The following is a 23300-nucleotide window of genomic DNA, read 5'->3' on the forward strand; positions in this document are numbered from 1 at the left end:
CATGATTAAAGATCCTTTTGCCCGTCTGGGCCTGGACCGCGAAGTCCTGACTGTCAGCCAGCTCAACGGCCGCGCGCGGGTGTTGCTGGAAGACGTGTTCACCAATATCTGGGTCGAAGGCGAGATCTCCAACCTCGCCCGCCCGGCCTCCGGCCACGTGTATTTCACCCTCAAGGACAGCGGCGCCCAGGTACGTTGCGCGTTGTTTCGCAACAATGCCGCCAGGGTGCGCCAGGCGTTGAAAGATGGCCTGGCGGTGAAGGTGCGCGGCAAGGTCTCGCTGTTCGAGGGCCGGGGCGACTACCAGTTGATCCTCGACACCGTGGAGCCTGCCGGTGATGGTGCGCTGCGCCTGGCCTTCGATGCCTTGAAGGAAAAGCTCAGCGCTGAAGGCCTGTTCAGTGCCGAACGCAAGGTGCCGCTGCCGGCGCACCCGCAGAAGATCGGCATTATCAGTTCGCCTACCGGCGCGGTGATCCGCGACATCATCAGCGTGTTCCGCCGCCGTGCGCCGCAGGTGCAATTGACGTTGATCCCCACCGCCGTGCAAGGCCGCGAAGCGATCCCGCAGATTGTGCGCGCACTGAAACTGGCCGACGCGCGCGGCTTCGACGCGTTGATCCTGGCCCGTGGCGGCGGCTCGTTAGAAGACCTGTGGTGCTTCAACGAAGAAGCCGTGGCCCGCGCGGTGGATGCTTGCGTTACGCCCATCGTCAGCGCCGTCGGCCATGAGACCGATGTGTCGATCACGGACTTTGTCGCAGACGTGCGCGCACCGACGCCCTCGGCCGCCGCGGAATTGCTCGCGCCGGACGCCAGCAATCTGGTGCGCCAGGTCGAAAGCCTGCATCGCCGCTTAGTCCTGTTGATGCGCAATCGGTTGAGCCACGACCGTCTGCGCCTGGAAGGCATGGCCCGCCGCCTGCGCCACCCTGGCGAACGGCTGCGCCAGCAGGCCCAGCGCCTGGATGACCTGGACATGCGCATGCGCCGCGCCTTCGAGCGCAGTCTCAATACCCGCCGCGAACGCCTGATTCGCCTGGAAACCCGCCTCGCCGGCCAACACCCGGGCCGCCAACTGGCCCTGCTGCGCCAACGCCTGGACAGCCTCGCCGAACGCCTGCCGCGTGCCATGCGCGAAGGTCTCAAGGCGCGGCGCCTGCAACTGCAAAGCCAGGTGCAGACGCTGCAAGTGGTCAGCCCACTGGCGACCCTCGGCCGTGGCTACAGCATTTTGCTGGACGACCGCGGCCAGGCGATTCGCAATGCCGCGCAAACCCACACCGGCCAGCGCCTGACCGCGCGCCTCGGTGAAGGCCAATTGCAGGTGCGGGTGGAAGACAACCACCTGACACCCGTCACCCTTTCGTTATTGGATTGATTGATGCCTCGTCTATTTAGCCTGCTGATGCTGTTGTGCCTCACCGTCAATGCCCACGCCGACAGCTACATCACTCGGCTGCTGAACAAGCCGGTGCCCGGTGGCGTTGCAGTGGTCGACCTGGGTGCTTCGGCAACGGCGCCGAAAGCGACCTACCAGAACCGACCGGTATTGGTGGTCAAGGAACAGAACAACTGGCTGGCGATCGTCGGGATTCCGCTTGCGGTTAAACCCGGCACCCAACGCATCGCCAGTGGCGGGCAAAACCTGCCGTTTGTGGTGGGCTTCAAGAAGTACCCCGAGCAGCACATCACGTTGAAGAACAAAAGCCAGGTGAACCCAGACCCGGCGCAGCTCAAACGCATCGAGGGCGAGTTGGCCGTGCAGCTCAAGGCTTACCGCAGTTTCAGCCCGAACACGCCAAGCAACTTGCTGCTGGATAAACCCGTCAATGGGCCGCTGTCGAGCAAGTTTGGTGTGCGCCGGTTCTTTAACGGCGAGGAGCGCAACCCGCATTCTGGCCTGGACTTCGCTGTCGGCGCCGGCACGCCGATCAAAACCCCGGCGGGAGGTAAAGTGATCCTGACCAGCAACTACTTCTTCAACGGCAACACCGTGTTCGTCGACCACGGCCAAGGCTTTATCAGCATGTTCTGCCACATGTCGAAGATCGACGTGAAGGTGGGCGATCAACTGGCACGCGGTGCGGTGGTGGGCAAGGTCGGCTCGACAGGCCGTGCGACCGGGCCGCACATGCACTGGAACATCAGCCTCAACGATGCACGAGTGGACCCAGCGATTTTTATCGGCGCCTTCCAGCCCTGAGATGATCGGTGGGGCCGCAAGCTTCATCGCGGGCAAGCCCGCTCCCACAGTTGAATGCATTCCAATGTGGGAGCGGGCTTGCCCGCGATAGCGTGAGCCTGTCACCGCAATTGCGCGCCTCGTTTAGCCTGCGCAAATAAAAATGTCATTAGCCACTAATACAGCTACAAAATCTCGCCCACTCACTCAAAGCAAGAACTTCTCTCAATTTTTAGCGACTGCTTGCCATCTTTCACCCCTGCGGTTAGGGTTGAGCTTATGAAAACCTCTCACACCCTCATTCAGCTCCGCCAGCACCGCAGCCTGTGCCTCGTCAGCGCACGACTGCCAGGCTGAATCGATCTGCCTCGTCCCACGCTTCATCCCCAAAAATAGTTACACGGCAGGCCGCCTTTTCTCGGCCCCTACAACAAAGGATTTCCCGATGAGCATGCTCAAAGACCCGTCTTCGAAGTACCGCGCGTTCCCGACCATCGATATCCCGGACCGCACCTGGCCGTCGAAAACCATCACCGAAGCGCCGATCTGGTGCAGCTCCGACCTGCGTGATGGCAACCAGTCGCTGATCGAGCCGATGGACGCCGCGAAAAAACTGCGTTTCTGGAAGACCCTGGTTGCGGTGGGCGTGAAGGAAATCGAAGCCTCGTTCCCGGCCGCTTCGCAAACCGACTTCGACTTCGTGCGTACCTTGATCGAAGACAATCACATCCCCGAGGACACCACCATCCAGGTGCTGACCCAGGGCCGTGAAGACTTGATCGCCCGTACCTTCGAATCCCTGCGCGGCGCCAAGAAAGCCATCGTGCATTTGTACAACGCCACCTCGCCGTCGTTCCGCCGCATTGTGTTCAACCAGGACAAGGACGGCATCAAGGCCATCGCCGTCAACGCGGCCAAGCTGTTCGTCAAATACGCCGCCCAGCAGCCGGAAACCCAGTGGACCTTCGAATATTCCCCGGAGACCTTCAGCGCCACTGAGCTGGAGTTCGCCAAGGAAGTGTGTGACGCGGTGATCGAGGTGTGGAACCCAACACCTGAGCACAAGATGATCCTCAACTTGCCAGCCACCGTTGAATGCGCCACACCGAACATCTATGCCGACCAGATCGAGTGGTTCGGTCGCCATATCAACCGCCGTGACAGCGTTATCATCAGCCTGCACACCCACAACGACCGTGGCACTGGCGTGGCCGCCACCGAGCTGGGCCTGATGGCCGGCGCCGACCGTGTCGAAGGCTGCCTGTTCGGCAACGGCGAGCGCACCGGTAACGTCGACCTGGTCACTGTGGCACTGAACATGTACACCCAGGGCCTCGATCCGCAGCTGGACTTTTCCGACATCGACGGCGTGCGCAAAGTCGTCGAGGAGTGCAACCAGATCCAGGTGCACCCACGTCACCCGTACGTCGGCGACTTGGTGCACACCGCGTTCTCCGGTTCCCACCAGGACGCGATCCGCAAAGGTTTCACCCAGCAGAAAGCCGACGCACTGTGGGAAGTACCGTATTTGCCGATCGACCCGGCCGACATTGGCCGCAGCTACGAGGCGGTGATTCGTGTGAATAGCCAGTCGGGCAAAGGCGGCATCGCCTACCTGCTGGAGCAGGAATACGACATCAGCTTGCCGCGTCGCATGCAGATCGAGTTCAGCCAAGTGGTGCAGGCTGAAACCGACCGCGTGGGTCTTGAGATGACCGCACCGCAGATCTACGCTTTGCTGCAGCGTGAATACCTGCAAGCCAACACCCCGTATGCGCTGGTCAGCCATCGCCTGCAGGAAGAGAACGGCAACAGCTTTGTCGAGGTGGAAGTCTCGGGCAAGGGCCAGGGCGAAACCAACCTGCACTGGAAAGGCAAAGGCAACGGCGCCCTGGAAGCGCTGGTGGCTGGCCTGCCGATTGGCGTGGAGATCATGGACTACAACGAACATGCCATCGGTGCAGGCACCAACGCCAAGGCGGCGGCCTACATTGAACTGCGTGTGAACGGCGAGCGCCCAGTGCATGGCGTGGGCATTGATGAAAACATCACCACAGCGAGCTTCAAGGCGCTGTTCAGTGCGCTGAACCGTTCGTTGAGTCAGCAGGAAGCGAAAGCGGCGTAAGCCGGTACGCTGAAATGCAAAAGGCCCCTGGGTGAGAACTCAGGGGCCTTTTTTGTTGGGTTGCAGATTTGTTTGGTTTGTAAGGGCCTCATCGCGGCATCTACACAACCGCCAGTGGACACAAAATCTGAAGCAACCGAGCTTTTGTGGCGGGCGGGCTTGCCCGCGATAGCGGTGTATCAGACAAACTGAAACCTATCGGCATCCAGGTTCGCCGGAAACTTGGTGCGATACGCCGCCAGCTCGGCCGCTTCCAGGCATACCTGAAACACCCCATCCGCCTCCCCCGCACTCAACAAGGTCTCACCCTGGAAATCCAGCACTTGGCTGTCTCCGGTGTAGGCAAAGCCTTTGCCATCGGTACCCACCCGGTTCACCGCCGCCACGTAGCACAGATTTTCGATGGCTCGTGCTGGCAATAACCGATTCCAGTGCTGGCGCCGTGCACCCGGCCAGTTGGCGGTGTACAGCAGCAAGTCCGTGTCCTGCGCATCACGGCTCCACACCGGGAAGCGCAGGTCGTAGCAAATCAACGGCCGAATACGCCAGCCCTTCAACTCGAACTGCACCTGACGCTCGCCCGGCGTGTAGTGGTCGTGCTCGCCGGCCATACGGAACAGGTGGCGCTTGTCGTAATGCAGCACCTCGCCATCCGGCCGCGCCCAGAGCAGGCGGTTGCGGTGGCTGCCGTCGGCGGCTTGGATGATCACGCTGCCGGTGATCACCGCGTTGTATTTGGCCGCCTGGGCCAGGAGCCACTCATGGGTGGGGCCATTTTCGCGCTCGGCGAGCGTGGCCGACTCCATCGAGAAGCCGGTGGTGAACATTTCCGGCAATACGATCAGGTCGGCGCCTTGGGCTTGTTCCAGCAGCAACTCGAAATGCTCGAAGTTGGCCTGACGGTCATGCCACACCAGGCTGGTCTGGACCAGGGCGATATTCAGGTCGGGTAATGCACTCAGATCACGCATAGTTTCTCAGCTGCTTGTTGCAGCGTTTCCTCGCGTTTGGCAAAGCACAGGCGCACCAGGCGCTGGCCTTGGGGTGGGTGCTGGTAGAACACCGAGACCGGAATCGTCGCCACGCCGTGCTCGCGGGTCATCCACAGTGACATGGCGACGTCATCCAGGTCCGGGCGAATCTGTGAGTAATCCACCAGTTGAAAGTAAGTACCGGTCACCCGGGTAAAGCTGAAACGCGACGGCGCCAGCAGGTCGCAGAACAGGTCGCGCTTGGCCTGGTAGAAGGCCGGCAGTTCTTCGACGTGTTCCGGGTGTTCGGCCATGAAGTCCGCCAAAGCGTACTGCAAAGGGGTCACGCCGCAGAAGTTGACATATTGATGCACCTTGCGCAGTTCAGCGGTCAGAGCGGCGGGCGCGACCACGTAGCCGGTTTTCCAGCCGGTGACGTGATAGGTCTTGCCGAAGGAGCTGACCACGAACGCACGCTGATACAGCTCTTCGTGGGCCAGCACGCTGACATGGGGTACGCCATCGAACACCAAGTGTTCGTAGACTTCATCGCTGACCAGATAGATATCGCGGTCGCGGATCAGTTCGGCCAACTGGTCCAGTTCGGCGCGACTGATCAGTGCGCCGGTCGGGTTGTGCGGGGTGTTGAGGATGATCATGCGCGTGCGCGGTGACAACGCGGCCTTGATCCTTTCGAAGTCCAAGGCGAAGCCTTGCAGGCTCAGTTGTACATGCACGCAGCGGCCACCGGCCAGTTCGACCGAGGGCTCATAGCTGTCGTAGCTGGGGTCGAACACGATGACTTCATCGCCGTTGCGAATCACCGCTTGAATCGCGCAGAAAATCGCGGCGGTGGCGCCGGGAGTGATGGTCACTTCGCTGTCGGGGTTGACTGTCGCGCCATAGCTACGGGCGATCTTGGCGGCCACTTGCTGACGCAGGGCCGGCAGGCCGGTCATCGGTGAATACTGGTTATGCCCGCTGGCGACGTGCTTACCGACCGCATCGAGTAATGCTTTAGGGCCATTGAAATCGGGAAAACCTTGGGACAGGTTGAGTGCGCCGGTCTCGGCAGCGAGTTGCGACATGGTGGTGAAAATGGTCGTGCCGACATTCGGCAGCTTGCTGGTGATCATCGGAGGCCCCTGCAGGTGAGCCTCAAGTTTTAAGCTGCCGGCTGCGTGGGGTCAAGGCACAAACCATCGCGCACAAAAAAGGGCTCCAAAGGAGCCCTCTCTTGCAGCGTGCAGCTTACGACCTGAAGCGGCGTTTATTTCTTGTCGCGGCGCTTCTTGTCGGCCTTCTTGTGGTGAGTCATCAAACGACGCTTCTTGTTCACCTGACGGTCAGTCAAGGTGTTCTTGTTGCCTTCGTATGGGTTCTCGCCACCTTTGAACTCGATACGGATCGGCGTACCGACCAGTTTCAAGACACGGCGGTAGGTGTTTTCCAGGTAACGCACATAGGATTTCGGCACCTTCTCGATCTGGTTACCGTGAATCACGATAATCGGCGGATTGGCACCACCCAAGTGGGCGTAACGCAGTTTGATGCGGCGGTTGTTAACCATCGGCGGCGCGTGCTCGCCAACTGCGTCTTCCAGGATCTGGGTCAGACGGTTGGTCGGCCAGCGGGTAACTGCGGACTTGAACGAGTTTTGTACGGAGGCGTAGAGGTTACCCACGCCGGTGCCGTGCAGGGCCGAGATAAAGTGAATATCGGCGAACTCAACAAAGAACAGGCGGCGCTGCAGCTCGATCTTGACGAAATCGCGCTCGCTCGGCGTCATGCCGTCCCACTTGTTGATCGCGATGACCAAGGCGCGACCGGCTTCCAGGGCAAAGCCCAGCAAGTTGAGGTCGTGGTCTACCACGCCTTCGCGGGCGTCCATCACGAAGATCACCACGTTGGCGTCTTTGATCGCTTGCAGGGTTTTGACCACCGAGAACTTTTCAACTTCCTCGTGGATCTTGCCGCGCTTGCGCACACCGGCGGTGTCGATCAGCGTGTACTTCTCGTCGTTACGCTCGAACGGGATGTAGATGCTGTCGCGGGTGGTGCCGGGTTCGTCATACACGATTACCCGGTCTTCGCCGAGCATGCGGTTAACCAGCGTCGACTTGCCGACGTTAGGGCGGCCGATGATCGCGATCTTGATACCGTCTTTTTCGCTCGGGCCAGGAATGCGCTTGGCTTCCTCACCTTCGGCGACGATCTCCTCGCTGCCCTCTTCTTCCTCGGCGTCATCCTTAGGGAAGTCGCGCAGGGCGATTTCCAGCATCTGGGTGATGCCGCGACCGTGAGCACCGGCGACCGGAATCGCGTCGCCCAGGCCCATCGGGCTGAATTCGGCACGGGCGGCCTCAGGATCGATGTTGTCGATCTTGTTGGCGACCAGATAGGAACGCTTGTTGCGCTTGCGCAGGTGCTCGCCAATCATTTGGTCGGCAGCGGTGTAGCCCGCGCGGGCGTCCACCAGGAACAACACGACATCGGCTTCTTCGATAGCGAGCAGCGACTGCTCGGCCATCTTTTCGTCCATGCCATGCTCGTCACCGGAGATACCACCGGTGTCGACAATAATGTAGGAGCGCCCTTGCCACTTTGCCTCACCGTATTGGCGATCACGGGTCAGACCGGACAAGTCGCCGACGATGGCGTCGCGAGTCCTGGTCAGGCGGTTGAACAAGGTGGACTTGCCGACGTTAGGTCGGCCCACCAGGGCGATTACGGGAACCATGCGGCTCTCCACTTCGTTATTTCAGAAAATACAAAAGCCGCTGCAAGGCAGCGGCTGGTGCTCGGGGCAGCATATTCAAATGCCGCATGCCCCGCCGAAGCGGGGCCGCCTGGGTGTTACCCCAAGCATAGTTCTTACTTGATGGTCAGGGCTTGCAGCTTGCCGCTGTTGCCAAACACATAAAGCATGTTACCCACAACCAGCGGACGGGCACGCAGGCCGTCGCTGTCGATACGCTCGCGGCCGACAAAACGACCGTCCACCTGGCTCAGCAGATGCAGGTAACCTTCGAAGTCACCTACCGCTACGTAGCTGGAGAACACTTCCGGTGCCGACAGTTGACGGCGGGCCAGGGAGTCGTTGCTCCACAGTGCGGTGGTAGAACGCTCGTCCACACTTTCAACGGTGCCGGACGCCAGGCTTACGTAGACGCTGCCAAACCCTTGGGCGACACCAGCATAGCTGGAAGCATCACGCTGCCAGTTGATGCGGCCGCTTTGCAGGTCCAGCGCCGCAACGCGGCCCTGGTAAGTGGCCACGTAAATGGTTTCGCCCGACAGCAGCAAGCCGCCGTCGATGTCCACAACGCGGTCCAGCTCGGAACGACCTTGAGGGATGGCCACACGGGTTTCCCAGGCCGGCACGCCGTTCTGAGTATCCAGGGCGACCACTTTACCGGTCGACAGGCCTGCGACGGCCAGGTTGTTGGTCACAATCGGACCACTGGTACCGCGCAGGGTCAACACCGCAGGGGTGCTGTCATACAGCCAGCGCTGGTTGCCGGTGGAGGCATCCAAGCCAATCACACGGTCATCCTGGGTCTGCACCACGACGATATCGCCGTTGGTGGCAGGCGCCGAGAGCACTTCACTGGTCACGCGAGCGCGCCATTTCTCTTCGCCCGTCGCCGAGTCCAGAGCAACCACGTCGCCTTTAAGCGTACCGATCAGCACCATGCCGTAGCCGACACCCACGCCACCGGAAACCGGCAGCTCGAGGTCTTTCTTCCACTTCACGTCGCCATTCATGCGATCCATGGCAATGATCACGCCCGTGGAGTCAGTGGCCACGATGTTGTCGCCGTCGATTGCCGGCTGCAACAGGTTGTACAGGTCGCCCTGGCCATCACCGACGGAGCGGCTCCACTGCTTCTGCAGGACCACTTCTTCCTTGAAGCTGGTCAGCTCGGCAGGAGGCAGTTCTTTTTTACTGTTGCTGCTGCAACCCGCGGCCAGAATGGCCAGAGCCAGCAATGCTGCATGTTTCCAACGGATCACGTCACGCATCCCCTTTGGCCAAGTCGTCCAGCTTGATTTGTAAGCCACCGACCGCCGCTTCATCAGACAGCGCCGCCTTGGCTTTTTGGTACGCAGCATGGGCTTCGTCGGTACGACCCAATTGGACCAACAGGTCGCCCTTGAGCTCTTCACGAGTGGCCACAAATGCCTTGTCAGCATCGCCGTCGAGCAATTTGAGTGCTTCGTCAGCCTTGTTCTGTGCCGCCAATACCTGCGCCAGGCGCTGACGCGCGATTTCACCCAGGGTCGGGTTGGTCGGCTTGTCGGCGATGGCCTTCAGCTCGGTGGCTGCGTCATCCAGCTTGCCGGTGTCGACCGCAACTTTTGCGACGAACAGGCTGCCGTACTGGGCGTAGGTGCTACCGCCGAATTCGGCTTTCAGCTTGCCGGCCAAGTCTGCCACTTGGCCAGGATCAGGCTTGCCGTCCGGCGTCAGCGTGGTTTCCAGCAATTGTTGATAGAGGATCGAGGCGCCTTGGGACTGGTTGGCCTGATACTTTGTCCAGGCTTGCCAGCCGAACACCACCACTAAAGCCAGCAGGCCGCCGGTAACCAGGGGCTTGCCGTTACGCTGCCACCAGTCCTTGAACTCGGCCAGCTGCTCATCATCAGTACTCGACACCCCAATACTCCTTAATCGCTAAATTCGGCTGTTCGACAGCTTCAACCCTGCACGACGCAGGTGGCCAAGTGCGCGGCGAGCGCATCAAAGGCAATGTTCTGTTGCTCGCCCTGGCCACGCAGGGGTTTGAAACCTATCACTTGCTGGGCCAGTTCGTCATCGCCGAGGATTAGTGCATACAACGCACCGCTCTTGTCGGCCTTCTTGAATTGGCTCTTGAAGCTGCCGGCGCCGGCATTGATCTGCAGGCGCAGGTTCGGCAGTTGGTCGCGCACTTTTTCGCTCAAGGCCAGGGCTGCCAGTTCGGCGGCCTCGCCAAAGGCGCACAGGTACACGTCCACCTGACGGGAGATTTCTTCCGGGACCTGCTCCAGGGTTTCCAGCAGCAGGATCAGCCGCTCGATGCCCATGGCAAAACCCACGCCCGTGGTCGGCTTGCCGCCCATTTGCTCGACCAGGCCGTCGTAACGACCACCGGCGCACACGGTGCCCTGGGCGCCGAGTTTGTCGGTGACCCATTCGAATACGGTTTTGCTGTAGTAATCGAGGCCACGTACCAGTTTCGGGTTGATCACGTACGGAATACCGGCCGCATCCAGGCGAGCCTTGAGGCCCTCGAAGTGGATGCGCGATTCGTCGTCCAGGTAATCGGCCATTTTCGGCGCGTCGACCAGTACGGCTTGGGTGTCGGCGTTCTTGGTATCCAGCACGCGCAACGGGTTGGTTTTCAGACGGCGCTGGCTGTCTTCGTCCAACTTGTCGAGGTGGGCGGACAGGTACTCGACCAGGGCGACCCGGTAGCGGCCACGGGATTCACTGGTGCCCAGGCTGTTAAGTTCAAGCTTGACCGCGTCGCGGATGCCCAGCAGGCCCCACAGGCGCCAGGTCAGCACGATCAGCTCGGCGTCGATGTCCGGGCCGTCGAGGTTGAACACTTCCAGGCCGATCTGGTGGAACTGGCGATAACGGCCTTTCTGCGGGCGCTCGTGGCGGAACATCGGGCCGATGTACCACAGCTTCTGCGGCTGGCCACCACCGGTGAGGCCATGCTCGAGCACGGCGCGCACGCACGCGGCAGTACCTTCCGGACGCAGAGTCAGGGAGTCGCCGTTGCGGTCTTCAAAGGTGTACATCTCTTTTTCGACGATGTCGGTCACTTCACCGATGGAGCGCTTGAACAGCTCGGTGAACTCGACGATCGGCATGCGGATCTGCTTGTAACCGTAGTTATCCAGCAGGCGCGCGACCGTGCTCTCGAAGTAGCGCCACAGTGGCGTCTGCTCCGGCAGGATGTCGTTCATGCCACGAATGGCTTGCAGAGACTTGCTCACATCTAATCCTTAAATTCGTTCTTAGCCGCGCGCGATCAGCGCTGCGTCAGCCGCGACCTTCTCGGCCGCTTTCTGGCGGATCAGTCTTTCGAGCTCATCCACCAGATTGTCATTCGTCAACTTCTGCGACGGCTTGCCGTCGATGTAAATCAGGTTCGGCGTACCGCCTGTCAGGCCGATGTGCGCCTCTTTGGCTTCACCCGGGCCGTTGACCACGCAACCGATCACCGCAACATCCAGCGGCACCAGCAGGTCCTCGAGGCGCCCTTCCAGTTCGTTCATGGTTTTCACCACGTCGAAGTTCTGCCGCGAGCAGCTCGGGCAGGCAATGAAGTTGATGCCACGGGAACGCAAATGCAGGGATTTGAGAATGTCGTAACCGACCTTCACTTCCTCTACCGGGTCTGCCGCCAGGGAGATGCGGATAGTATCGCCAATCCCTTCGGCGAGCAGCATACCGAGACCCACCGCAGATTTCACTGTGCCTGAGCGCAAACCGCCCGCTTCAGTGATACCCAGGTGCAGCGGCTGCACGATTTCCTTGGCCAGCAGGCGGTAAGCTTCTACGGCCATAAACACGTCGGAAGCCTTTACGCTGACCTTGAAGTCCTGAAAATTCAGACGCTCAAGGTGTTCAACGTGGCGCAGCGCCGATTCAACCAGCGCGGCTGGGGTCGGTTCGCCGTATTTCTTTTGCAGGTCTTTTTCCAGGGAACCGGCGTTGACGCCGATACGGATCGGAATCCCGCGATCACGGGCAGCATCCACCACCGCGCGCACACGGTCTTCGCGACCGATGTTGCCCGGGTTGATGCGCAGGCAATCGACGCCCAGCTCGGCAACGCGCAAAGCGATCTTATAGTCGAAGTGAATGTCGGCAACCAGCGGCACCTTGACCAGTTGTTTGATGCGACCAAAGGCTTCGGCAGCGTCCATGTCCGGCACGGAAATCCGCACGATGTCTACGCCGGCGGCTTCCAGACGGTTGATCTGGGCCACGGTGGCGGCAACATCATTGGTGTCGCTGTTGGTCATGCTCTGTACCGCGATGGGGGCATCGCCACCCACCGGCACCGAGCCGACCCAGATCTTGCGCGATACGCGACGTTTGATTGGAGATTCGCCGTGCATGACTATTGTCCCAACTTGAGGCGAGCAGTCTCGCCACTGGTGAACGGCGCTACGTCCACAGGCTGGCCGTTGTAGACCACTTGCGCGCCACGGGCAAAGCCCAGACGCAGCGTCAAAGGAGGCTTGCCGCCCTGGTCAAGCGTATCTCCCTTACGCTTCAAACCGCTAAACAGCACTTTGCCGTTGCCATCGGTGACTTGCGTCCAGCAGTCAGCGACGAAGGTAATCTGGATATGCCCGTCACCGGCGATCAACGCAGGCGCGGTAGCCGGCGCAACTGCCGGCGCAACTGCCGGCGCTGCCGGTGCAGCTGGCGTGGTGGCCACAGGAGCCGGTGCCGCGACAGCGGGTGTGTGGGCCTGGGCAGCCGGGGTTGCCGGCACAGTGGGAGCCGTCACGGCGGCGGCAGGCGCAGTGCCAGCTTCCGGCACTGGCTGCTCGGCGGTGGCCGGCGCTTGCGGCGCGGCCTGCCCTTCGGCAACGGCCTGGTCTTCTGGCTCGTCCAGCGGATGAATTTGGGTGGTGCCGTCAGCGCTTTCGACTTCGACGTGCTCCATGGCGTTGCTGGTCAGGTCCTTGCTGCGCTGGGAGGCCTGGTCTTGCCACCAGACGAAACCGCCGCCGATCACGGCAATCAGCAGCAACAGGCTGACAATTCGCAAAATTGTGTGGGAAACCCGCACCGGCTCTTCAATGCGACCCAGGCCATGCACATTGCTGCCCTGGGAATCGGTGCCGGTGAACTGGTCGAATTCCTGTACCAGCACGGTCTGGTCAATGCCCAGCAACTTGGCATAAGCGCGGATATAGCCGCGGGAGAAGGTATGCCCAGGCAGCTTGTCGAACGCGCCGGCTTCAAGGTTGCCCAGAGACGTCGTGGTCAAATTGAGCTTGAGGGCCACTTCTGCCAGCGACCAACCATTGCTTTCGCGGGCCTGACGCAAGGTCTCGCCTGGGTTTACGCGATTAGCTGCTACAACTTCCGGGTGCGACGCTTTCATCATTGCTCCGACAGGTATTGCTGATATTCCGGCGTACCGGGATAGAGTCGTTCGAGTTGCTGGCCAAAACGTGCGGCCGTGTCGCGTTCTTCATGAACCGTCGCTAGGCGCACACCGAGCAATAGACTACGTGCATTTTGCCCGCTGAGCAGGCTAAAACGCTCGTAATAGTCACGTGCCGGCACATAATGCCTGTCTTCGTAAGACATCTCAGCCATTTCGAGCAACGCACGTGGCTGGCGACTGTTCAGGTGCAGGGCTTTTTCCAGTTGCTGACGCGCGCTATCGCGCTGACCGAGGCGCACCGAGGTGACCCCAAGGTTCTCGAACACCCGCGACCGCTCCGGGTAGAGGGCATCGGAGGAAGCTTGCTGGAAATAACGGGAAGCCTGGTCATAACGTTTCTGCGCGAACAGGAAGCTGCCGTAATTGTTCAGCAGCCGAGGGTCAGCAGGACGCGCGGCCAAGGCCTTTTGGAAATACTGATCGGCCAGCTCAGGCTCGGCCTGCGCCTGGAACACCAAGGCCAATGCGGCATTCGCGTCGGCATCGTCGCCGTCCAGCTCAAGGGCCTTTTTCAACGGCACCTTGGCCTGCTCGCTCATACCTTGGCGCAGGTAACCCAGGCCCAGTTGCACATAGGCCACTCGCGCCTCATCACGGCCTTTATCGGTTTGCAAAAGGCTGTCATAGCCCGATGAAACACAACCGGCCACGAGGCCGGTAAAAAGTAAAAGCAGCGCAAGGCGCAAGGGCATAGAGATCCTCTCTCAGATTCGATTCACAGCAATTTGCGGCAAATCTTCGGCGGCGTTAAGTTCGCGCACGGCGATATAACGTTCGCTGCGACGGGTGCGATCCAGCACCTGCCCTACCAATTGGCCACACGCGGCGTCGATGTCCTCACCACGGGTGGTGCGTACGGTGACGTTGTAGCCCGCCTGGTGCAGTTGATCCTGGAAACGGCGGATGGCGTTGTTGCTCGGCCGCTCGTAGCCAGAATGTGGAAACGGGTTAAACGGAATCAGGTTGATCTTGCACGGGGTGTTCTTGAGCAGCTCGATCATCTCGACCGCGTGCTCAACCTTGTCGTTGATGTCCTTGAGCATGGTGTACTCAATGGTCAACACACGCTTCTCGCCCAAGGTCGCCATGTAACGCTGGCAGGATTCGAGCAGCATCTTAAGCGGATACTTCTTGTTGATCGGCACCAATTGGTTACGCAATGCGTCATTGGGTGCGTGCAGCGACAACGCCAGGGAGACGTCGATGTGCTTGGCCAGCTCATCGATCATCGGCACCACGCCTGAGGTCGACAGGGTCACACGGCGCTTGGAAATGCCGTAGCCCAGGTCGTCCATCATCAAATGCATGGCCGCAATCACGTTGTCGAAGTTCAGCAGCGGCTCACCCATGCCCATCATCACCACGTTGGTGATGGCACGGTCGACGGTTGCCGGGACGCTGCCAAAGGATTTGTTGGCAATCCACACCTGGCCGATGACTTCGGCGGCGGTGAGGTTGCTATTGAAGCCTTGCTTGCCGGTGGAGCAGAAACTGCAGTCCAGGGCACAGCCTGCCTGGGACGAAACGCACAAAGTGCCGCGCTTGCCCTGGGGAATGTACACGGTCTCGACGCAGCTGCCGGACGCCACGCGCACCACCCACTTACGGGTGCCGTCGCTGGAGATGTCCTCGCTGACCACTTCGGGGCCACGGACCTCAGCAATGACCTTGAGCTTGTCGCGCAGGGCCTTGCTGACGTTCGTCATGGCATCGAAATCGTCGACGCCAAAGTGGTGAATCCACTTCATTACCTGACCGGCACGGAAACGCTTCTCCCCGATTGAGTCGAAGAATTTCTCCATTTCCGGCTGAGTCAGACCCAGCAGGTTGGTTTTTACAGTCGATGTAGTCATGGATTCACCCTCACTCTTTAAGCCGATGCTTAGCGAGCGGTTACTTCAGTAGCAGCGAAAAAGTACGAGATTTCGCGAGCAGCAGCGGCTTCGGAGTCCGAACCGTGAACAGCGTTGGCGTCGATGGATTCAGCGAAGTCAGCACGAATGGTGCCGGCAGCTGCTTCTTTAGGGTTGGTAGCGCCCATCAGCTCACGGTTCAGAGCGATAGCGTTTTCGCCTTCCAGAACCTGAACAACAACAGGACCGGAGATCATGAAGGAGACCAGGTCGCCGAAGAAGCCACGAGCGCTGTGCTCAGCGTAGAAGCCTTCAGCTTCAGCTTTGGACAGTTGCTTGAGTTTCGAAGCTACAACCTTCAGGCCGGCTTTTTCGAAACGAGTGGTGATCTCGCCGATGACGTTTTTTGCAACAGCGTCAGGCTTGATGATGGAGAAAGTACGTTGAACAGCCATGGTGTAACTCCAGAAACGGTAATTTACGAAAAATTAAACCCGCGAATTATACGCGGGTTATTGGGTATTGCCTAACTGCGTAAGGGAGGCGTCAGTCCTGCTCTTCTTTCCAGGCAGTCTGGATAGCTTCCAGGACCTTTTCACCGCCACGATCCCGCTCATCTTCAAACCCTGGCAACGCCATGACCATGTCACGCAAAGCTACAAAGTTCAGGGAGTAAGGATCCAGATCCGGGTTGCCGTCGGCCAACAGGATAGCGATCTCTTGCACATCAACCCATTTAAGAATCATGACACTTCCTTGAATCAATGCGGCGCTTCGGCCGCATGGTTGAGCGAGTACTTCGGAATTTCGACCGTGATGTCTTCAGTCCCAACCTTTGCCTGACAGCTTAGGCGAGAAGTCGGCTCCAGGCCCCACGCGCGGTCGAGAAAATCCTCTTCCAGCTCATCGGCTTCTTCCAGAGAGTTGAAACCCTCGCGAATTACGCAGTGGCAGGTGGTGCAGGCGCAGACACCGCCGCAGGCACTCTCGATCTCGATGTGGTTGTCATGGGCAACTTCGAGGATGGACTTGCCGGTCTCAGCCTCCACGACCATACCGTCCGGGCAATGCTCGGCGTGTGGCAGAAAAATGACCTGCGGCATTAATTATTCCTCGATTTCATTCAGATTGCGTCCCGCCAGGGCGGCTTTTACCGACTGGTCCATACGACGGGCGGCAAAAGCATCGGTCACTTGCGACAGACGCTTGGTCTGTTGCTCGATGGCATAACCATCAGTGCTTTTCATCAGTTCGGCCAGTTCCTGCATCTGCAGGTCGATGACCATGCGCTCCTCGGCATCCAACAGGCGCTCGCCGTCAGCATCAAGGGCACCCTGCACGGCTTCGAGCAGGCGCTGGGCGTCGACTTGCTGCTCGCGCAGTACGCGGGCGACCTTGTCGTCACCGGCATACTGGAACGAATCCTTGAGCATCTTGGCGATTTCGCCGTCGGTCAGGCCGTAGGACGGCTTAACCTGGATGCTGGCTTCAACGCCCGAGGCCAGTTCACGCGCAGCCACGCTGAGCAGGCCATCGGCGTCGACCTGGTAGGTCACGCGAATCTTCGCCGCGCCCGCAACCATCGCCGGAATGCCGCGCAATTCAAAACGCGCCAGGGAGCGGCAGTCGCTGATCAGCTCGCGCTCGCCTTGCAGCACATGAATCATCATGGCCGTCTGGCCATCTTTATACGTGGTGAAATCCTGGGCGCGGGCGACGGGGATGGTGGTGTTACGCGGAATCACCTTCTCCATCAAGCCACCCATGGTTTCCAGCCCCAAGGACAGCGGGATCACGTCGAGCAGCAGCAATTCGCCACCATCGCGCTTGTTGCCGGCCAAGGTATCAGCTTGGATCGCGGCACCAATGGCGACGACTTGATCCGGGTCGATTTCAGTCAGCGGCTGGCGACCAAAGGCTTCGGCAACGGCTTCGCGAACCCGTGGGAGGCGGGTCGAACCGCCGACCATGACCACGGCGGCGACGTCTTCGAGCTCAACACCGGAATCACGTACGGCACGGCGGCAGGCTTTAAGGCTACGGGCGACCATCGGCTCGATCAGCGCGTCGAACGCTTCGCGGGTCAGTTGAGCCGACCAGGAACCGTGGGAAACGTCTACAGAACGGGCGTCAGTCAGCGCTTCTTTGGCCGCACAGGCGGTTTGCAGCAGATTACGCTGCTCGCCCGGGTCCAGGTCGGCCGACAAGCCGGCGCTGGTGATGATCCAGCCGGCAATCGCGTGATCGAAGTCATCGCCGCCCAGGGCAGTGTCGCCACCGGTGGCCAGTACTTCGAACACACCGCCGGTCAGGCGCAGGATCGAAATATCAAAGGTGCCGCCGCCCAGGTCGTAGATAGCAACCAAGCCTTCGGCGTGCTGATCCAGGCCATAGGCCACAGCGGCCGCAGTCGGCTCGTTGAGCAAGCGCAGCACGTTGAGACCGGCGAGTTTCGCCGCGTCTTTAGTGGCTTGGCGCTGAGCGTCGTCGAAATACGCCGGAACCGTGATCACCGCGCCGACCAGTTCGCCGCCCAAGGTGGTTTCCGCGCGCTGGCGCAGTACCTTGAGGATATCGGCCGACACTTCCACCGGGCTTTTTGGGCCCTGGACAGTGTCGATGAACGGCATATGCGATTCGCCGCCGACAAAGCGGTACGGCAGCTGCTCGCCTAATTGCTTGACGTCGGACAGACCACGACCCATCAAGCGCTTGACCGACAGCACGGTGTTCAGAGGGTCGGAGGACGCCGCCAGCTTGGCTGACTCACCGACCTCGATGTGGTCAGCGTGATAGCGCACGGCGGACGGCAGGATAACCTGGCCATCGGCGTCGGGCAGCGGCTCGGACAGGCCGCTGCGCAAGGCGGCGACCAGGGAATTGGTGGTGCCCAGGTCAATCCCGACCGCCAGGCGACGCTGGTGCGGTTGAGGGCTTTGGCCGGGTTCGGCGATCTGCAGTAGGGCCATGGTAATCAGGTCTTATCTGTCTATCAGGCGTGCACGGGCAGCACTGGGTTAATCGTCGAGGCGCTCTTCTAGCTGGCGCACTTCGTAGGTGAGCTTGTCGAGGAACTGCATGCGCCGCATCAGGCGTTCGGCCTGTTCACGTTGCGCTGCATCATCCCAACAGGCTGCGAAGCTTTCGTTGAGCTCATCCTGGGCCACTTTCAGACGGCGCTTGAAGACTGCGACACCGGCCACATCGGCTTCGTCCTGTAAGTCTTCGAGTTCTTCGCGCCACTGCATCTGCTGCATCAGGAAGTCCGGGTCGTGCACCGTGACTTCAATCGGCAACTCACCACCGTTCATCGCGAGCAGGTAACGCGCGCGTTTCGGGGGGCTTTTAAGCGTCTGATAGGCTTCATTGAGGCTGGCCGATTGCTCCAGCGCCAAGCGTTGCTCACGCTCGGAAGCGTCAGCGAAGCGGTCCGGATGCACACCACGCGCCAATTCTCGGTAGCGCGTGGCAAGCTGCTCGAGGTCCAGCCGAAAGCTCGGCTGCAGCTCGAATAAAGCGAAATGACAAGGAGTACCCACAAATAGCCTCAGATGTTGAAGCTTTCGCCGCAGCCACATTCACCGCGTACGTTGGGGTTGTTGAACTTGAAGCCTTCGTTCAACCCTTCCTTGACGAAATCGAGCTCGGTGCCGTCCAGGTAGGTGAGGCTTTTAGGGTCGATGATCACTTTCTCGCCGTGACTTTCGAACACCTGATCCTCTTCAACCACCTCGTCGACAAACTCCAGCACGTAGGCAAGGCCGGAACAGCCCGTGGTGCGAACACCCAGACGAATCCCCTCACCTTTACCGCGCCCATTCAGGGAGCGGCGAATGTGCTGCGCAGCCGCTTCTGTCATGCTGATAGCCATCGTTGACTCCTTACTCGTCGCCAAATGCCTAGATCAAGCCTTTCTTCTGCTTGTAGTCGCGAACGGCCGCTTTGATAGCGTCTTCTGCGAGTACGGAGCAGTGAATTTTCACCGGCGGTAGGGCCAGTTCTTCGGCCAGCTGAGTGTTGCTGATAGTGACAGCCTCATCCAGGGTCTTGCCTTTCATCCACTCGGTAGCGAGGGAGCTGGAGGCAATGGCGGAACCGCAGCCGTAAGTCTTGAACTTGGCGTCTTCGATAACGCCTGCGTCGTTGACCTTGATCTGCAGGCGCATAACATCGCCGCACGCCGGAGCGCCGACCATGCCAGTGCCGACATCAGGGTCTTCCGCGTTCATCTTGCCGACGTTGCGCGGGTTTTCGTAGTGGTCGATGACCTTTTCGCTGTAAGCCATGGTACTGAATCCTCACTCATCAGGGCCGCTCTGGAACCCTGTAAAAACGCCTGCGTTTTCCGCCACGTTCCTACAGAGCTTGGGTGGCGGCTTCTATATTTAGTGTGCCGCCCACTCGATCTTGGAAATGTCGACACCGTCTTTGTACATGTCCCACAGCGGCGACAGAACACGCAGCTTGTTGACGGCTTCGCAGACTTTCTGCGCGGCGTAGTCGATTTGCTCTTCGGTGGTGAAGCGGCCGAACGTAAAGCGGATCGAGCTGTGTGCCAGTTCGTCGTTGCGGCCCAGGGCGCGCAATACGTACGAAGGCTCAAGCGAGGCCGAGGTGCAGGCCGAACCGGACGAAACCGCCAGGTCCTTGAGCGCCATGATCAGCGACTCGCCTTCGACGTAGTTGAAGCTCAAATTCAGGTTGTGCGGTACACGGGCGGTCATGCTGCCGTTGATGTACAGCTCTTCAAGGTTCTCGACCTGCTTGTAGAAGCGATCGCTGAGGGCCTTGATGCGCACGTTTTCGGCAGCCATGTCTTCTTTGGCCACGCGGAATGCTTCGCCCATGCCGACGATCTGGTGGGTCGCCAGGGTGCCCGAACGCATGCCGCGCTCGTGACCGCCACCGTGCATGGTGGCTTCGATACGCACGCGAGGCTTGCGGCTCACGTACAGGGCACCGATGCCTTTAGGACCGTAGGTCTTGTGGGCCGAGAACGACATCAGGTCGACTTTCAGCTTGGACAGGTCAATGTCGACCTTGCCGGTGGACTGAGCAGCGTCGACGTGCAGCAGGATGCCCTTGGAGCGGGTCAGCTCGCCGATGGCCTCGATGTCGTTGATGGTGCCGATTTCGTTGTTCACGTGGATCACGGAAACCAGGATGGTGTCTTCACGCAGAGCGGCTTCGATCATGGCCGAGGTGACGATACCGTCGGTGGTTGGCTCAAGGTAGGTAACCTCGAAACCTTCACGCTCCAGTTGGCGCATGGTGTCGAGGACAGCCTTGTGCTCAATCTTGGTGGTGATCAGGTGTTTGCCTTTGGTCGCGTAGAAATGCGCCGCGCCCTTGATTGCCAGGTTGTCGGACTCGGTAGCACCGGAGGTCCAGACGATCTCGCGTGGGTCAGCGCCCACCAGGTCAGCAACTTGGCGACGAGCGTTCTCGACCGCTTCCTCAGCTTTCCAGCCGAATACGTGGGAACGGGAGGCCGGGTTGCCGAAGTTTCCGTCAACCAGCAGGCATTCACTCATTTTTTGCGCGACACGCGGATCAACCGGGGTGGTCGCTGAGTAATCAAGGTAAATCGGCAATTTCATGGACTTTCTCCTAAATCAGGCTGGCTGGCGTGCCGTTAGCTCTGCGGCTGTCACTCGACGGCGGACGCTTCGATCTTGTCCAGGCGCGGCGCCTTGGTGTTGCAACGGCGCTGATCCTGACGCTGGGCTACTTCTTGCACCTCACGGCGAGTCACAAGATCAGCCAAGCTGATACCACTCAAAAACTCATGGATCTGCAGGCTCAAGTCACACCACAAGTGGTGTGTCAGGCAGGTGTCGCCAGCGTGGCAATCACCCAAACCCTGGCATTTGGTGGCATCGACGGATTCGTTGACCGCGTCGATCACCTGGGCTACCTGGATGCCCTGCATGTCACGGGACAGTTGGTAGCCGCCACCCGGCCCACGTACGCTGGAAACCAAATTGCTACGGCGCAATTTGGCGAACAGCTGCTCGAGGTAGGACAGGGAAATGCCTTGGCGCTCGGAGATATCGGCCAGGGACACCGGCCCAGTTTGCGCGTGCAAGGCCAGGTCTAGCATGGCGGTTACCGCGTATCGGCCTTTTGTAGTCAGTCTCATGGACAAGTACCAAGGTGTTTCAGAATGGGAGCAAGTATGCGATTCCCGAGTATTTAAGTCAACTATAAGACCTAGTACTTTAGTCAGGATTACCCGTAAAAAGGGCGCGCGAATCATAGCAGGATGGGGTGGGATCGAACAGCAGGAACGGGGCCAGCGCTCAATCTCAAGACTAATGGAGATCAAATGCGGGAGCTGGCTTGCCAGCTCCCACAGGGGACCGCGCTCAGCCAGCCTTGGTGGTGGCTGCTTCGCTCTTGATCTCAGCGAAGTCTTCTTCGCGCAGCTCAGGCAGGTCCTTGGCGCAATAGCTGCTGCCCAACTCCTTCAGCGCACCACACATGCCGTCCAGCTTGCCGTCCACCGCCTGCAGGTGATCAAGCAACTGCCCAATGGCACGGGCCACCGGGTCGGGCATGTCTTCGCTGACGCCGTAGGCATCGAAGCCGATCTTCTCGGCCATGGCCTTGCGCTTGGCTTCCTGCTCGTCGCCGACTTCCGGCTTGACGATGATGCGCCCAGGAATACCCACCACGGTGGCGCCAGGCGGTACAGCCTTGGTCACTACGGCATTGGAACCGACTTTGGCACCGGCGCCGACTGTAAATGGACCGAGCACCTTGGCGCCCGCCCCCACCACCACGCCGTCACCCAGGGTGGGATGGCGCTTACCCTTATTCCAACTGGTGCCGCCCAGGGTCACACCCTGATACAGCGTCACGTCGTCGCCGATCTCGGCGGTCTCGCCAATCACGATGCCCATGCCATGGTCGATAAAGAAGCGACGCCCCACCTTGGCGCCCGGGTGGATCTCGATCCCGGTCAACCAGCGGCCGAAGTTCGACACCAGCCGCGCCAGCCATTTCCAGCCCATGCTCCACAAGGCGCCGGACAGGCGGTGAATCCAGATCGCATGCATGCCCGGGTAGCAGGTCAGCACCTCAAAGGCGTTGCGCGCCGCCGGGTCACGGTGGAAAACACTCTGGATATCTTCTCGCAAACGCTCGAACATTTTTAATCCTTCCGCTTAAGAAGCTCGCCACGGGCCGCCTTCTGGGTTTCCGTGAGGATGCCACGCAATATATTCATTTCCGCTCGGCTGACCGAACTGCGCCCGTACAGGCGACGCAGGCGCGCCATCAAGTGCCGTGGTTTTTCCGGATCAAGGAATTCGATGGCCACCAGGGTTTGCTCCAAGTGCTCATAGAACCGCTCCAGCTCGTCCATCGTGGCCAACTCGCCACTTTTGGTCGAGGCGACCTCATCCTTTTCTACCTTGCTCGGCTGGCCTTCAGCGGCCAGCCAGGCCATGCGCACTTCATAACTCAACACCTGCACCGCTGCCCCGAGGTTCAGCGAACTGAACTCAGGGTCTGATGGAATGTGCACGTGGTAATGACATCGCTGCAGCTCTTCATTGGTCAGGCCGGAGTCTTCACGGCCGAACACCAAGGCGATTTCAGCGCCGCCGGCAGCCTCTTCCACGACTTTGGTGCCGCACTCACGCGGATCCAGCAGCGGCCAGGGGATACGACGGTCGCGGGCACTGGTGCCGAGCACCAGATTGCAGCCGACCAAGGCATCTTCCAGCGTGGCGACGACCTGGGCTTTTTCCAGGATGTCATTGGCGCCGGATGCACGGGCATCGGCCTCGTGGTGCGGGAACACGCGAGGTTCGACCAGCACCAGGCGCGTCAGCCCCATGTTTTTCATGGCTCGCGCCACCCCGCCGATGTTGCCGGGATGACTGGTATTGACCAAGACGACACGAATGTTTTGCAGCAAGGGAGGCGCTCTCGGACACGGGAAAGGGGAGCAAATCTTACAGAACAGCC

At 60.1% G+C, this 23300-nt stretch carries 24 protein-coding genes; 3 read left to right on the top strand and 21 right to left on the bottom strand.

All coding sequences use genetic code 11. The features are described 5' to 3' along the window. The first annotated feature begins 1 nt into the window (after window position 1). The 3 genes from xseA to leuA all read left to right on the top strand — a co-directional run bounded on the left by xseA (window position 2) and on the right by leuA (window position 4310). Window positions 2–1381: an exodeoxyribonuclease VII large subunit gene (xseA, locus tag ACI77I_RS08580; RefSeq protein WP_094949441.1), complete on the top strand. Its 1380-nt coding sequence runs from the start codon at window positions 2–4 to the stop codon at window positions 1379–1381. A 3-nt stretch (window positions 1382–1384) separates the two neighbouring features. Continuing rightward, window positions 1385–2206 carry a peptidoglycan DD-metalloendopeptidase family protein gene (locus ACI77I_RS08585; protein ID WP_406997321.1) on the top strand — a complete coding sequence of 274 codons (822 nt, stop codon included), beginning with the start codon at window positions 1385–1387 and terminating at the stop codon, window positions 2204–2206. Window positions 2207–2630: 424 nt separating this feature from the next. Beyond that, a complete protein-coding gene (gene leuA / locus ACI77I_RS08590) occupies window positions 2631–4310 on the top strand; it encodes a 2-isopropylmalate synthase (protein ID WP_083356880.1) in 1680 nt (559 codons plus the stop codon). 179 nt (window positions 4311–4489) lie between these two features. On the opposite strand, the gene ACI77I_RS08595 is transcribed toward leuA, so the two are convergent. From ACI77I_RS08595 to trmJ, 21 genes are all read right to left on the bottom strand, one after another. After that, on the bottom strand, window positions 4490–5281 hold the full coding sequence (locus tag ACI77I_RS08595) for an amidohydrolase (protein WP_094949438.1): 792 nt from the start codon (window positions 5279–5281) through the stop codon (window positions 4490–4492). Next, entirely contained in the window at window positions 5269–6417 is a 1149-nt protein-coding gene (locus tag ACI77I_RS08600) for a pyridoxal phosphate-dependent aminotransferase (RefSeq protein WP_242152392.1), read from the bottom strand. Before ACI77I_RS08600 ends, ACI77I_RS08595 begins: the two co-directional genes overlap by 13 nt. 134 nt (window positions 6418–6551) lie before the next feature. Beyond that, window positions 6552–8021 (bottom strand): ribosome biogenesis GTPase Der, encoded by a 1470-nt coding sequence (der, locus tag ACI77I_RS08605; protein WP_094949436.1) that lies wholly within the window; start codon window positions 8019–8021, stop codon window positions 6552–6554. A 134-nt stretch (window positions 8022–8155) separates the two neighbouring features. Continuing rightward, window positions 8156–9307 carry an outer membrane protein assembly factor BamB gene (gene bamB / locus ACI77I_RS08610; RefSeq protein WP_094949435.1) on the bottom strand — a complete coding sequence of 384 codons (1152 nt, stop codon included), beginning with the start codon at window positions 9305–9307 and terminating at the stop codon, window positions 8156–8158. Further along, complete coding sequence (locus ACI77I_RS08615; RefSeq protein ID WP_094949434.1) at window positions 9300–9941, bottom strand: YfgM family protein; 642 nt, start codon at window positions 9939–9941, stop codon at window positions 9300–9302. The genes bamB and ACI77I_RS08615 overlap by 8 nt, the downstream gene beginning before the upstream one ends. Window positions 9942–9982: 41 nt before the next feature. Next, complete coding sequence (hisS, locus tag ACI77I_RS08620; protein WP_242152394.1) at window positions 9983–11272, bottom strand: histidine--tRNA ligase; 1290 nt, start codon at window positions 11270–11272, stop codon at window positions 9983–9985. Window positions 11273–11293: 21 nt separating this feature from the next. Beyond that, complete coding sequence (gene ispG / locus ACI77I_RS08625; protein ID WP_094949432.1) at window positions 11294–12403, bottom strand: flavodoxin-dependent (E)-4-hydroxy-3-methylbut-2-enyl-diphosphate synthase; 1110 nt, start codon at window positions 12401–12403, stop codon at window positions 11294–11296. A gap of 2 nt (window positions 12404–12405) precedes the next feature. After that, entirely contained in the window at window positions 12406–13404 is a 999-nt protein-coding gene (locus ACI77I_RS08630; RefSeq protein ID WP_406997322.1) for a RodZ domain-containing protein, read from the bottom strand. Next, window positions 13404–14162: a type IV pilus biogenesis/stability protein PilW gene (gene pilW, locus ACI77I_RS08635; RefSeq protein ID WP_406997323.1), complete on the bottom strand. Its 759-nt coding sequence runs from the start codon at window positions 14160–14162 to the stop codon at window positions 13404–13406. The genes ACI77I_RS08630 and pilW overlap by 1 nt, the downstream gene beginning before the upstream one ends. Window positions 14163–14174: 12 nt before the next feature. Beyond that, the gene (gene rlmN / locus ACI77I_RS08640) at window positions 14175–15323 is read right to left on the bottom strand and encodes a 23S rRNA (adenine(2503)-C(2))-methyltransferase RlmN (RefSeq protein ID WP_242152399.1); all 1149 of its coding nucleotides are present in this window, start codon (window positions 15321–15323) and stop codon (window positions 14175–14177) included. 29 nt (window positions 15324–15352) lie between these two features. Continuing rightward, window positions 15353–15778, bottom strand: a complete 426-nt coding sequence (ndk, locus tag ACI77I_RS08645; RefSeq protein WP_083356869.1) for a nucleoside-diphosphate kinase — start codon at window positions 15776–15778, stop codon at window positions 15353–15355. Between the two features lie 91 nt (window positions 15779–15869). Further along, window positions 15870–16070 (bottom strand): Fe-S cluster assembly protein IscX, encoded by a 201-nt coding sequence (gene iscX / locus ACI77I_RS08650; RefSeq protein ID WP_083356868.1) that lies wholly within the window; start codon window positions 16068–16070, stop codon window positions 15870–15872. 14 nt (window positions 16071–16084) lie between these two features. Then, a complete protein-coding gene (gene fdx, locus ACI77I_RS08655) occupies window positions 16085–16426 on the bottom strand; it encodes an ISC system 2Fe-2S type ferredoxin (RefSeq protein WP_083356867.1) in 342 nt (113 codons plus the stop codon). 3 nt (window positions 16427–16429) lie between these two features. Further along, window positions 16430–18292, bottom strand: coding sequence for a Fe-S protein assembly chaperone HscA (hscA, locus tag ACI77I_RS08660; protein WP_406997324.1), 1863 nt, complete (start codon window positions 18290–18292; stop codon window positions 16430–16432). A 48-nt stretch (window positions 18293–18340) separates the two neighbouring features. After that, the gene (gene hscB, locus ACI77I_RS08665) at window positions 18341–18862 is read right to left on the bottom strand and encodes a co-chaperone HscB (protein ID WP_094949427.1); all 522 of its coding nucleotides are present in this window, start codon (window positions 18860–18862) and stop codon (window positions 18341–18343) included. Between the two features lie 8 nt (window positions 18863–18870). Then, window positions 18871–19194: an iron-sulfur cluster assembly protein IscA gene (iscA, locus tag ACI77I_RS08670; protein WP_003209680.1), complete on the bottom strand. Its 324-nt coding sequence runs from the start codon at window positions 19192–19194 to the stop codon at window positions 18871–18873. A gap of 28 nt (window positions 19195–19222) precedes the next feature. Then, window positions 19223–19609, bottom strand: a complete 387-nt coding sequence (gene iscU / locus ACI77I_RS08675) for a Fe-S cluster assembly scaffold IscU (protein ID WP_003175965.1) — start codon at window positions 19607–19609, stop codon at window positions 19223–19225. A gap of 99 nt (window positions 19610–19708) precedes the next feature. Beyond that, a complete protein-coding gene (locus ACI77I_RS08680; protein ID WP_242152402.1) occupies window positions 19709–20923 on the bottom strand; it encodes an IscS subfamily cysteine desulfurase in 1215 nt (404 codons plus the stop codon). 50 nt (window positions 20924–20973) lie between these two features. Continuing rightward, entirely contained in the window at window positions 20974–21465 is a 492-nt protein-coding gene (gene iscR / locus ACI77I_RS08685) for a Fe-S cluster assembly transcriptional regulator IscR (protein WP_003194020.1), read from the bottom strand. Window positions 21466–21691: 226 nt separating this feature from the next. Next, a complete protein-coding gene (cysE, locus tag ACI77I_RS08690; RefSeq protein WP_406997325.1) occupies window positions 21692–22477 on the bottom strand; it encodes a serine O-acetyltransferase in 786 nt (261 codons plus the stop codon). A 2-nt stretch (window positions 22478–22479) separates the two neighbouring features. Beyond that, a complete protein-coding gene (trmJ, locus tag ACI77I_RS08695) occupies window positions 22480–23250 on the bottom strand; it encodes a tRNA (cytosine(32)/uridine(32)-2'-O)-methyltransferase TrmJ (RefSeq protein WP_003210307.1) in 771 nt (256 codons plus the stop codon). Window positions 23251–23300 lie beyond the last annotated feature (50 nt).

The sequence above is a fragment of the Pseudomonas sp. D47 genome, from assembly GCF_045447305.1.
Lineage (GTDB): Bacteria > Pseudomonadota > Gammaproteobacteria > Pseudomonadales > Pseudomonadaceae > Aquipseudomonas.